The organism is Alcaligenes parafaecalis, assembly GCF_026344135.1.
GTDB lineage: Bacteria > Pseudomonadota > Gammaproteobacteria > Burkholderiales > Burkholderiaceae_B > Alcaligenes > Alcaligenes parafaecalis.
The window spans coordinates 408,377-419,922 of the sequence record NZ_JAPKNA010000004.1 but is presented as its reverse complement, the minus strand read 5'-3'; the positions used below and the strand labels follow the sequence as shown (position 1 = coordinate 419,922).

General features: G+C 55.1%; 12 protein-coding genes and 1 rRNA gene. 5 read left to right on the top strand and 8 right to left on the bottom strand.

Translation table 11 applies throughout. The features are described 5' to 3' along the window. Nucleotides 1-26 precede the first annotated feature (26 nt). Nucleotides 27-139, top strand: a 5S ribosomal RNA gene (rrf, locus tag OSH09_RS14855). Nucleotides 140-1,044: 905 nt separating this feature from the next. After that, entirely contained in the window at nucleotides 1,045-1,815 is a 771-nt protein-coding gene (locus OSH09_RS14850; protein ID WP_266121415.1) for a Crp/Fnr family transcriptional regulator, read from the top strand. Here the strand turns inward: OSH09_RS14850 and OSH09_RS14845 are convergent. Next, nucleotides 1,754-3,121, bottom strand: coding sequence for a hypothetical protein (locus OSH09_RS14845; RefSeq protein WP_266121414.1), 1,368 nt, complete (start codon nucleotides 3,119-3,121; stop codon nucleotides 1,754-1,756). The two genes, OSH09_RS14850 and OSH09_RS14845, sit on opposite strands and share 62 nt — an antisense overlap. A gap of 4 nt (nucleotides 3,122-3,125) precedes the next feature. Continuing rightward, a complete protein-coding gene (locus tag OSH09_RS14840) occupies nucleotides 3,126-3,347 on the bottom strand; it encodes a DUF2249 domain-containing protein (RefSeq protein ID WP_266121413.1) in 222 nt (73 codons plus the stop codon). A 248-nt stretch (nucleotides 3,348-3,595) separates the two neighbouring features. On the opposite strand from OSH09_RS14840, the gene ubiU reads away from it, so the two are divergent. Genes ubiU through ubiT form a run of 3 tightly spaced genes read left to right on the top strand, consistent with a single transcriptional unit; the run spans nucleotide 3,596 to nucleotide 6,028 of the window. Further along, nucleotides 3,596-4,591: a ubiquinone anaerobic biosynthesis protein UbiU gene (ubiU, locus tag OSH09_RS14835; RefSeq protein WP_222668000.1), complete on the top strand. Its 996-nt coding sequence runs from the start codon at nucleotides 3,596-3,598 to the stop codon at nucleotides 4,589-4,591. Between the two features lie 18 nt (nucleotides 4,592-4,609). Further along, the gene (gene ubiV / locus OSH09_RS14830; protein ID WP_207872972.1) at nucleotides 4,610-5,512 is read left to right on the top strand and encodes a ubiquinone anaerobic biosynthesis protein UbiV; all 903 of its coding nucleotides are present in this window, start codon (nucleotides 4,610-4,612) and stop codon (nucleotides 5,510-5,512) included. 24 nt (nucleotides 5,513-5,536) lie between these two features. After that, a complete protein-coding gene (ubiT, locus tag OSH09_RS14825) occupies nucleotides 5,537-6,028 on the top strand; it encodes a ubiquinone anaerobic biosynthesis accessory factor UbiT (RefSeq protein ID WP_222667959.1) in 492 nt (163 codons plus the stop codon). A gap of 6 nt (nucleotides 6,029-6,034) precedes the next feature. Here ubiT and OSH09_RS14820 read toward each other — a convergent pair whose 3' ends face one another. The 6 genes from OSH09_RS14820 to trpD form a co-directional block, all read right to left on the bottom strand. Continuing rightward, nucleotides 6,035-6,784 (bottom strand): anaerobic ribonucleoside-triphosphate reductase activating protein, encoded by a 750-nt coding sequence (locus OSH09_RS14820; protein WP_266121412.1) that lies wholly within the window; start codon nucleotides 6,782-6,784, stop codon nucleotides 6,035-6,037. 5 nt (nucleotides 6,785-6,789) lie between these two features. Further along, nucleotides 6,790-6,972, bottom strand: a complete 183-nt coding sequence (gene nrdD / locus OSH09_RS14815; protein ID WP_207872974.1) for an anaerobic ribonucleoside-triphosphate reductase — start codon at nucleotides 6,970-6,972, stop codon at nucleotides 6,790-6,792. 91 nt (nucleotides 6,973-7,063) lie between these two features. Then, nucleotides 7,064-8,806 (bottom strand): ribonucleoside triphosphate reductase, encoded by a 1,743-nt coding sequence (locus tag OSH09_RS14810; protein ID WP_266121411.1) that lies wholly within the window; start codon nucleotides 8,804-8,806, stop codon nucleotides 7,064-7,066. Between the two features lie 451 nt (nucleotides 8,807-9,257). Then, entirely contained in the window at nucleotides 9,258-9,716 is a 459-nt protein-coding gene (locus OSH09_RS14805) for an HIT family protein (protein WP_266121410.1), read from the bottom strand. After that, nucleotides 9,713-10,513, bottom strand: coding sequence for an indole-3-glycerol phosphate synthase TrpC (trpC, locus tag OSH09_RS14800; protein WP_207872977.1), 801 nt, complete (start codon nucleotides 10,511-10,513; stop codon nucleotides 9,713-9,715). Before trpC ends, OSH09_RS14805 begins: the two co-directional genes overlap by 4 nt. Further along, nucleotides 10,510-11,544: an anthranilate phosphoribosyltransferase gene (trpD, locus tag OSH09_RS14795; RefSeq protein ID WP_222667955.1), complete on the bottom strand. Its 1,035-nt coding sequence runs from the start codon at nucleotides 11,542-11,544 to the stop codon at nucleotides 10,510-10,512. The genes trpC and trpD overlap by 4 nt, the downstream gene beginning before the upstream one ends. Between the last annotated feature and the right edge of the window lie 2 nt (nucleotides 11,545-11,546).

The window sequence follows — 11,546 nt, the reverse complement described above, 5'->3', positions numbered from 1 at the left end:
AAAGACGACTCGGCAACCAGTTTACGCTTGACGACCATAGCGAGGTGGTCCCACACCTTCCCATCCCGAACAGGATTGTGAAACGCCTTTGCGCCGATGATAGTGGACGGACGTCTGTGAAAGTAGGTCATCGTCAAGCTCTTATTCCTCAAAACCCCCGCAAGCTACCCGCTTGCGGGGGTTTTGTTTTATGCGCGGACAAATCGTAGAGGCACCATCTGCTGCCTGCAAGGTGGTGGCTCGGCTACTGTGCTCTGTCTGTAGCACAGGCTTAAGCTCCCCTGGGCCGATCAGGGCAGGCCCACGCCGTCCCGCTACGCCCGTTCTGGGCGGATTTATCTCCCATTGATACCCGATAGCCCAACTCTGCACCCAGCAGACCACATCTCTACGCTTGCTCCGGGCAGGCTTATCCTCCCTTCTGTACAGATCCCCCTCGCTGCGGCTATCTACATGGTGGTAGCTCTACTCTGAAGTTGATGGTTGTGCATGACGCGTTAGCCATGCTTGGTGTTTACAGTGTTTATTGCTGATGTATGGCTGTACGCGGCCTCTTCGGCTTCGTCTAGGATGGATCACCAGCAGCTTGTACTCCAGGCTTTATTAATTCTTATATTGATTGCATCCTTCAGCCAAGGTCAGGTTGGTGCTTGATCCGCCACATTTTCCACCTGCATGGTGGTCGTTCGACCCTGACGCGCTTAGCGTTAGTTGCTGACGATCTTCAAATCTCAAATCTCAAGTCTGTCAGCTAAGACTAGCGTAGCCATTTTTCAATCTGCTTTTGAGTAAGGCATCCACTCAACGGTAGCTTCACTCTTCCTTCATATCCCCTACCTCTAACATGGTCAAATTTGACCGCTTCTTGCTTGGATCTGTGCCTAAGTCATGCTGAACTGTCAGTTCTGACTCTCTTTTTACTTTCCCTTTTGCGTGCCTATTTATCCGTTTGACTTGTATCAATCAGGCGCCGAGCTAGTTTGCTCCGATGGGTAGGGAGTGTGTCAGTCTAGCTATGGTTCTGTTTGCGTTCAGGGAATGAAAATGGTGGCTCATGACACTGCCGAGCAATCGGGCAATGAAGGTTTGGCGGATACGCGGCTGTTAGCTGGAGAAGGCCCTGGACGTTTGAAGCGCATCCAGGCGCAGCTAGCTCATTTACCTATATTCAAGGAGTTGCCTCCGGAGCAGCTTGAGCCTATTGCTCAGGGGACTCAGGAAGTCCATGCTCTGCGGGGGACGACTTTGTTCCACAGTGGTGACCCTTGCCTGGGTTTTCACATGCTGGTCTATGGTCGGGTGAAATTGGTGTTTGTGTCCTCCTCAGGCCTGGAGCGCGTTGTGCGTTTGGTTGGACCAGGTGAAGGATTTGGTGAGGCGCTGATGTTTATGGGCCGCAACTATATTGTGACGGCCCAGACCTTGGTGGATTCTTTGCTATTGCACATCAACCGAGACACCCTGATGGAGCAGTTGGAGAAAGGGAGTGATGTAGCCCGCTTGATGCTGGCCGGACTGAGTGAGCGCTTATATCGATTGATGGGAGAGCTTGAAGCCTACACCTTGCAAAACGGGGTGCAGCGCTTGGTCAGCTATTTATTGCAGGAATGGCCGGGGGAAGAGGGAACGCCTTTTCGGATAGACATAGGCAAGTCTGTGATTGCGTCCCGCTTGAATCTGACCCCGGAGCATTTGTCGCGGACCTTGCGCGACTTGATTGACCGGGGGCTGATTCGAGTTCAGCGCCGTAATTTCACGATTTTGGACAGTGCGGCCTTGCGTCAATATGGTGCTCTGCCTGATATGCGCACATAGCAGACAGGCTCAGTCGGTAACGCTGCCAGGCCGTCCAGAGATTCCAAGCCAAGGTAGCAAAGGATAAAAGCAATGCAGGGGCGGCTATCCAGGCAAAAAACTCGATACCCAGGCTTGCCCCTGTCCAGATAAGAATGCTCAAGCTATGCAAGGCCCAATGTACCCGAGCTGTCGAAGCGGGGATGTAATTGGCGGTTTTGGGGATCAAACGCAGAAGAGCCCGGGTGTGCTCGGTATTGTCGGCATCCATGCTGACGTGCTCCTGCGCCTCGCGCCAGAGTAGAAATGGCACGATGGTATAGAGCATTCCACAGACCACTGAACCTAAAGCGCCCATGATAAGTAGAACTCCAATTGCCAATTCACTATTGAAGCCTGAAGGGGTATGTGCCCAGAAATTCAGGATGACACCCAGTAGCAGGCTGCTGAGCGAGCTGTACCAGAATAGAGTGCTGGCCCCCTTTGTTGGGCGTTTTCGTTTCCAGAGTCGTGCCCAGCTAACAACGGCCCACAAGCCATAAGCCAGAAAAATCAGGTAAGTGACCAAGTCACGTACAGGCAGCCAGGACCCAGGCAATGGCGCTAGGGTCCATTGAGCAATCAGCAAGGCACCTATTCCCCACGGCAGCCAGCGTACCAAAGGCGCAGGATAGAGTTCGGTAATCTGAAAAATAGGCAGTAGCTGGAAAGACATGGCGATCAGCAGCAAGCCCGCCCAGGCCGCCAGCCCCATCATCATGTGCAGGTTCAACAGATTAGGGATGGCCTGGTCGGTGGCCAAGGCGATCAACATCGCCAGCCCTGTTGAGACGGTTAGCAGCAGACCCAGCAGCGCAAGGCGTATCGGGGCCACAATTTCTTTGGCTCCTCGAAAAACATCACGTCGAGAACGCCACAAGGCCAGCATAACGGTCAGCAAATAGCCGCCCAGGGAAAGGACCAGACAAAGGCCTGCCAGCTTGTATGCCCAGCTTTGCCAACTGATAAAACCAGTGATCAGCAAGAGCGTACCCGTGCTGAACAAGCTCCAGAAACTGAGAGCTCGACGTCGGGAGACCTGGATGCGCACATTACAGGCGACCGCCAGAATATGGGCTAGTGATGCAAACATGGCGCTGCCCACGATGCCCAGAGTCCAGGCGTGAGTCAACGCCAAAGTAGCGGGATGCCAGCGGGAGTTGAATAGTTCGGGACCGCTGTAGAAGGCCAGAATGGCGGCCAGTAGTCCAAAAAAGGGGACGTTTGCAAACAGAGGCAGGGTCAGTGACAAAGAGGGGGACTGATCCAGCGATAAAGCGCGTTGCATAGACTTAGTTCCTGCGGATGATGAGCTGAAAGCCGTTTTCTAGCATGGTGCCCTGATAGGTGAAGCCACTGCGACGCAGGATGTCATACAGAGGATAGGGTTCTCTATCCAGCCACATGATCAAAGCTTGTTCCGACCCCAGCTCGGCCAGCGCTTCCAGACAATGCTCCAAAGGCTCGGGCGCGGGCAAACCGCGAGTATCCAGCGTGATCTCGGTATGTGTCATCAGGGCTCCAGCACGAAAGGCTTGGCAGGCATTGTGGACCATTCCGTCTGCTTATGGTGAAGGCTAGATAGGACTTGTTTGCCGTCGGTCAGGAGGTGGGAAGAATTTGATATGCGTTAAGGCCCCTTAATTTCAGAGCAGGCATAGTGGTGGTCTTGTGGAGCCAGGACCCACCCTGGCCAGATTGCTGATCGGGGAGTGTCATGAATACAGCGTCCACGGCCTTAGCCGCGTCCGAAAGTCCGCAGATGGAGCTGGTCTGTCCAGCGGGCAGCTTGCCTGCCTTGAAAGCGGCGATAGATAACGGGGCCGATAGTGTCTATCTGGGATTTCGCGATGCGACCAATGCCCGGAACTTTGCCGGGCTTAATTTTGATGCCAAGGCGATTGCACAAGGGATTGATTACGCGCACCAGCGTGGCCGCAAGGTTTTGCTGGCGCTCAATACCTACCCGCAACCTAACGCCTGGCAACAGTGGCGCGAAGCGGTAGACCGGGCGGCCGAGGCCAAGGTGGATGCGGTCATTGTGGCGGATCCTGGCTTGATGGCCTATGCCAGTCAGCAGCACCCCAATTTGCGTCTGCACCTGTCGGTGCAGGGGTCTGCGACCAATCCGGAAGCGATCAAGTATTACCACGAGAATTTTGGCATCCAGCGTGTCGTGTTGCCGCGGGTGCTGTCCATGACTCAGGTCGAGCAGGTCTGCGAGCAAGTGCCGGTACAGGTCGAAGTCTTTGGTTTTGGCAGTTTGTGCGTAATGGTGGAAGGCCGCTGCGCCTTGTCTTCCTATGCCACCGGCGAGTCCCCAAATACACACGGTGTCTGTTCGCCTGCGGGGCATGTGCGCTGGGAGCAAACCGATCAGGGCCTGGAATCGCGCCTGAATGGGGTGTTGATTGACCGTTATCAGGACGGTGAAAACGCCGCCTATCCTACTTTGTGCAAAGGCCGTTTTGATGTGGCGGGTGAAAACTATTACGCCCTGGAAGAGCCCACCAGCTTGAATACCTTGTCCTTGCTGCCACAGCTTCTGGCGGCCGGTGTCAGCGCGATCAAGATTGAAGGTCGTCAGCGCAGCCCGGCGTATGTGGCTCAAGTTACCCAGGTTTGGCGTCAGGCAATTGATTCGGCCAAATCGACACCAGCCCGTTATTCAGTGCATCCGGCATGGATGGGGGCTTTGAATAAATTGGCCGAAGGGCAGCAACATACGCTGGGTGCCTATTCTCGGCCCTGGAAGTAGAGCATGGGAGGCTCAAACATGAAATTATCTTTAGGCCCCTTGCAGTACTACTGGTCGCGCGTCGCCACCCTGCAGTTTTATGAGTCGGCCTGCGATTGGCCGGTCGATGTGGTTTATCTGGGTGAAACCGTATGTTCGCGTCGCCACGAGTTACGCCTGGATGATTGGCTGGATATTGCTCAGATGTTGGCCCAGGCAGGCAAGGTGCCCGTCTTGTCCAGCCAGGTTTTGCTGGAATCGGGCCGAGACGTGAATACGCTGCGTAAAGTCACCGAGCAGGCGGATTATCTGGTCGAAGCCAACGATATGGGTGCGGTACGTTTGATGCAGGGCCGGGACTTTGTCGCCGGCCCTTTTTTGAATATTTATAACGGGCCAGTACTGGACCTGATTGCGTCTCAGGGTGCGCTGCGCTGGGTGATGCCCTTGGAAATGGGCCGCACAGGCTTGGCTCAGTTGCAGCAAGACAGGCCTGCTGGCTTGGAGACAGAGGTTTTTGCCTTTGGGCGCTTGCCTCTGGCTTTCTCGGCTCGCTGCTTTGCGGCTCGTAATCGTAATTTACCCAAGGACAATTGCCAGTATGTATGCATGGACTATCCTGATGGGCTTTTGCTGGAAACCCGTGAAGGACAAGGCTTCTTGACCATCAATGGCATCCAGACCCAGTCTGCCTGGGTATATACCTTGCTGGAGCAAATACAGGATTTGCGCGAGCTGGGTGTGGATATGCTGCGCTTGAGCCCTCAGTCCCAACATATGGATGCCGTCGTGCATCTGTTCAAGGATGTAGCTCAGGGGCGCATCCAGGCTACTGACGCACACGAAGATTTACTGCCTTTGTTGCCCGCCAAAGCATGCAATGGTTTCTGGCATGGCCGCCCCGGTTTGGAATGGGTCGCGCCGGTGTCAGAGCGTTTTTAAGGGATGGATTCAGGTGTGAATGACATGACAAGCACTACTCCTCGTTTGCCTGCTGCGGTAGCGGGTGTTTTAAGCCGCTTGCCCCCTTGGCCCGGTTCGCGTTTGTTTTGTACGGGCTTGAATGTGCTGATGCGTCCACATTTACCGGCTGATATTGCGGAGCGGCTGGAAGGCCGGGCTTTACGCATACAAGTGGCAGACGCCGGTTTGGCGTTTGACTACACCTGGCGTCAAACGGCGTTTTACCCCTTGACGGCCAAAGCACAAAGCCCGGACCTGATCCTGAAAGCCGATCTGTGGGCTTTTTATCAGCTTTTACAGCGGCAAGAAGACCCAGACACCTTGTTCTTTAACCGGCGTCTGTCTATTGAAGGGGATACGGAGTTGGGGCTGATGGTCAAGAACACGCTGGATGCTCTTGATCCTGATATCTTGCATCCGCGTGCTGTGCTCAAGCAAGGGAAGGCCGCCTTGCAAGAAGTGCTGCGGCGCCCGATCCGCGCACCTGCTTCGTAAAAAACCTCAGGAGCGCCGCACTTCAAAGTGTGGGAATAGCTTCTGGAGATTCTGCAGAACATCCTCTCCTGGGTAGGCCTGTAAAGCCTGCCCAGTTTTGTTCAGGAAGTCGTCATTGCAGCCTTGTGTGCGGAAAATCTGTACGGCATAGCGCTGTACACCCAGCTCATGCAAATGTTGTCCCAAGGCCTGGACGGAAGCCGGGCTATGCAACTGTGGATGCAGGGTGCTGCGGCACTCAAACAGGACGTCTTCGTTCAGCAGTAATTGCAAACTGCGTAAGGGGGCAGCCGCGCTATTGCTGCGTTGAGTAATCGCATCGTACTGGCTGAATTCAGCTTTGATGTCCAAACCTATCCAGTCCACCCAGGGTAGAACTTCCAGCAATCTGGCCGGATGGGTTCCGGCGGTGTGTAAGCCAATCTTGAAACCTAGTCTGCGTACTGCCCTTATGGCGGAACCCAGGGCAGGGTCCAATGTGGGTTCACCGCCGCTAAATACCACGGCATCCAGTAAGCCGACACGACGATTCAAGAAGTCCAGCAAGTCGTTCCAATCAATGGCGCTGTTTGGGCTGCGTTCTTGCAGGTGAGGGTTATGACAATAGCCACAGCGCCACGGACAGCCTTGCACAAAAATCACCGCGGCCAGTTGGCCGGGGTAGTCTGTGGCCGAGAAAGGGGCGCATCCGCCTACTTTCAATCCCACTTTGTGGGCGGATGCGGCTGGATAAAGATGGCGTGTGGCGTGACTCATGATGTTTAGAGCTTGGGAACCGTGTTGTTCAAGGAGGCGCTGGCTTCGGTGAAGTAGCGTCGCTCATGAAACTCGCCTTGTTTGCCGATATTGAACGAGGACAAGGGGCGGTGATAGCCCATGACACGGGTCCAGATTTCGCAGGGTTGGCGTTCGGCATCGGTAAGGGTGATGGTGTCGGTATTCATAAAAAACTCCCTTGATAAAAAAGTGACCAGTCCGCATGGGGCAAGAAGCGCTGGGTGACTGGCTGGGTGTGCCAAGAGGCAAGCTTGAGGGTCAGGCTGCCGCCATAGATGCTGCTGCCTTTTTACGTGCCAGCAATTCGCTGTCGCAATGGGGGCAGAACTCATGTTTGCCAGACAAATAGCCGTGTGTGGGGCAGATCGAGAAGGTGGGGGTAACGGTGATGTAGGGTAAGGAAAAGCGGTTCAATGCTCGACGCACCAGATTGCGGCAGGCATCGGTGCTGGACAGTGATTCCGTCATGTACAGATGCAAGACCGTGCCGCCGGTGTACTTGCCTTGCAACTCGTCCTGCCGTTCCAGGGCTTCAAAAGGATCTTCGGTAAAGCCTACCGGCAGTTGCGACGAGTTGGTGTAGTAGGGCATGTGCTCGGTACCGGCCTGCAGAATGTCGGGCCAGCGGGCGCGATCTTCTTTGGCGAAACGGTAGGTGGTGCCCTCGGCAGGCGTGGCTTCCAGGTTGTACAAATGGCCGGTACTTTCCTGAAACTCCACCATGCGGTCCCGAATGTGATCCAGCAAACGCAGCGCAAAGCGGTGGCCCCACGGCGTGCACAGATTCTGCTTGTCCTGGGTAAAGTTGCGGATCATCTCGTTAATGCCGTTAACGCCCAGCGTGGAGAAATGATTGCGCAAGGTGCCAAGGTAACGGCGTGTATAGGGAAACAGCCCTTGGTCCATATGCTGCTGGATGACTTTGCGTTTGATTTCCAGACTGTCGCGGCCCATTTCCAGCAATTCATCCAGACGTGCAAATAGACCGGCCTCGTCGCCTTGATACAAATAGCCCAGGCGCGCGCAGTTCAGGGTGACGACGCCCAGGGAGCCGGTTTGCTCGGCCGAGCCAAATAAACCATTACCGCGTTTGAGCAGTTCACGCAGGTCCAATTGCAAGCGGCAGCACATGGAGCGGATCATATTGGGCTCCAGTTCAGAGTTAATGAAGTTCTGAAAGTAGGGCAGCCCGTATTTGGCCGTCATGGCAAACAGGCGTTCGGCATTGGCGCTATGCCAGTCAAAATCGCGGGTGATGTTGTAGGTGGGAATAGGGAAGGTAAAGGCGCGACCGCGGGCATCGCCTTCGCTCATGATCTCGATGTAAGCACGGTTGATCATGTCCATCTCGATTTGCAGGTCGCCGTAGCAGAACGGCATTTCCTTGCCGCCGATTTGCGGGACTTGCTGGCGTAAATCTTCGGGGCAGACCCAATCAAAGGTCAGATTGGTAAAGGGCGTTTGTGTGCCCCAGCGTGAAGGCACATTCAGGTTGTAGATCAACTCCTGCATGCATTGACGCACTTGCGTGTAGTTCAAGGCGTCTTTACGTACGTAGGGCGCCATATAGGTGTCAAAAGAGCTGAAGGCTTGAGCGCCCGCCCATTCATTTTGCAACGTGCCCAGGAAATTGACGACCTGTCCTACGGCGCTGCTCAGGTGCTGGGGTGGGCCGGATTCGATTTTGCCGGGCACGCCGTTCAGCCCTTCATTCAAGAAGGTGCGCAAGGACCAGCCTGCGCAGTAGCCAGAAAGCATGTCCAGATCATGGATATGCAGATCGGCATGACGGTGCGCCTGGCCGATGGCTTCGGGGTAAACATGGCTGAGCCAGTAGTTGGCAATCATCTTGCCCGAGCTATTGAGAATCAAACCACCCAATGAGTAGCCCTGGTTGGCATTGGCCTGTACGCGCCAGTCCTGGCGGTCCAGATACTCCGCGATGGAACGAATGATGTCGAGCTGAGCAGCCGGACGCTGTGTGCTTTCCTGGGTAGCCATGTTTTTCACCAAAACCTATATATAGTGATTTTTAGGATTCGAGACACTATATATGGTGGTTTTTGATGAGGCTAGACGATTGTCGCCTAGGCTTGATCTAGGTTAATTCCGTGTTCATAGCCATACATTCGATGGTTTGGCTGGGGAGAGGCTTCAGGGCGTTGGCTAGCCGTATTACTCTGATTTGGAGAGTTTGTGGAGGTGAGAAGGTCGTGTGTTCAAGCGCACAGAGGGAGCTTATGGCGATGTTGTGGAAGCAAGCTGCTTGGGTGAGGGCGCATACATAGCGCTAGAACCGACTCTTTTTCAGGCTGGATAGCGTATCAGCTTGCTTCGGTGATAAGCGACGTGCTTATCAGTGAGTGTGCACCGTATTTTTCTTGGGGGCGTAGCAATACGCCGCTGACTTTTCACTGGCCAGCGGGTATTTCTTGTGTAGTGGATAGCGGGTTCAGTGGCTAAACCGTGCTTGCAGCGCCGTACATAGTGCTTGCTGATACTCGCCGAGCTGTTCAAGCAGGCGCTCTTCGTGGGAGGCCCAGCGTTGTTTTTGTTCAGCAGTGCGCTCGGGGGCTGGTGACCAGGCGGAGTCTGGGAAGAAGGGGTCTTCCTTCCAGCGCGGGATGATGTGCCAGTGCAGATGCGGCACCTGGTTCCCGAATTGAGCCAGATTGATCTTGGTGGTGCCCAACTGTTCGCGTTGGGTTTGCTCGACCACGTAGACTGCCGCCATGATGTGCTGCCGCTGTTCTTCAGACAGATCGGTCATTTCAGCCACGTGATCGTGCCAGATAATCCGCGTATAGCCGGGAAATGGGCTGTCTGTAACGGCCAAGACCTGTATGCCTGCGCCTGACCACAGTAACTGCTCGGGCTTCAAGGCGCACAGGGGGCAAGCGTTGGTGCTCATGCAGGCTGGCCGAAGAACAGGTTTTGCAGGGCCACGCCAGGATCAGGTTCGCGCATGAACGCTTCGCCTACCAGGAAAGCCTGGACCTGGTTTTCACGCATCAGGGCGACGTCTTCAATGGTGTGAATACCGCTTTCGGTGACAACCCGTTTTTCGCTGGGGATGAAGGGCAGCAGATCCAGGGTGTTCTGGGTGCTGGTTTCAAAGGTACGCAGATTGCGGTTATTGATGCCCAACAGGCTGGTTTTCATCTGCAAGGCAATATCCAGCTCGGCGCGGTCATGCACCTCGACCAAGACGTCCATGCCCAGCTCGTGGGCCATGTCTTCGTATTCCATCAGTTGGTCCTGCTCCAGTGCGGCGACGATCAGCAAGATGCAGTCGGCACCCATGGCACGGGCATGGATGATTTGATAGGGGTCGATGATGAAATCTTTGCGCAGCACAGGCAGTGCGCAAACGGCACGGGCCTGGCGCAAGTGGTCGTAGGAACCTTGGAAATACTGAATATCCGTCAACACGGACAAGCAGGCTGCACCGTGTGCAGCGTAGCTGGAGGCAATTTCAGTCGGGTTGAAGTCGGCGCGGATCACACCCTTGGAAGGGGAGGCCTTTTTGACTTCCGCGATAATGGCGGGCTTGCCCTGAGCAATCTTGTCTTCAATCGCGCTGGCAAAGCCGCGCAGGTCGTTCCGGTTCTTCGCTTCGCGCAGCAGATCGGACTCGCTGCGCAGTTGGCGGGCGGTAACGACTTCAGCTCTTTTGGTGTCGAGGATCTTGGCCAGAATGTCGTTCATGGGTTTAACTTCCTTGTATAAGCGCGGAATTGTTCGAGTTTTTCGCGTGCGGCACCGTTGGCAATGGCTTCAAACGCCATGCGCAGGCCTTGTTCAATGGAGTCGGCGTGGTTGGCCGCATAGATGGCCAAACCAGCATTGAGGCCAACAATATCACGAGCCGTGCCCTCTTGGTTATTGAGGGCTTCCATAATCATTACCGCGGATTCCTCTTTGCTGGCGACGCGAATACTGCGGTTCGAGGTCATGGCCATCCCAAAGTCTTCAGGGTGAATTTCGTATTCACGTACCTGGCCGTCTTTCAGTTCGCCTACCAGGGTGGCAGCACCCAGAGAGGCTTCATCCATGCCGTCCTTGCCGTGCACGATCAGCACGTGCTTGGCACCCAGGCGTTGCATCACACGAACCTGAATCCCGACCAAGTCAGCGTGGAATACGCCCATCAATTGGTTGGTTGCCCCGGCCGGGTTGGTCAGCGGGCCCAGAATATTGAAAATGGTACGCACGCCCAGCTCTTTACGAACGGCCGCCACGTTTTTCATGGCACCGTGGTGAGCGGGGGCGAACATGAAGCCGATATTGGTTTCGGCAATGCTTTGTGCCACTTGCTCGGGTGAGAAGGTCAGGTTGACGCCCAATGCTTCCAGCACGTCTGCACTGCCGGACGAGGAAGAAGCACTGCGGTTACCGTGTTTAGCCACTTTCACACCGACCGAGGCAGCTACAAACATGGCGGCGGTGGAGATATTGAAGGTATTGGAGCCGTCGCCACCTGTACCGCACATATCCAGCAGCTCGTCTGGGTTGGGGGTAATAACCGGCGTAGCAAATTCGCGCATCACCTGGGCGGCAGCAGAAATTTCACCCACGCTTTCTTTTTTGACCCGCAGGCCCATCAGCAAGGCAGCCGCAATTTGCGGCGACATTTCGCCACGCATCAGCATGCGCATCAGATGCAGCATTTCGTCGTGGAAGATTTCCCGGTGTTCGATACAGCGCACCAGTGCTTCGGTAGGAGTGATGGTGTTCATGA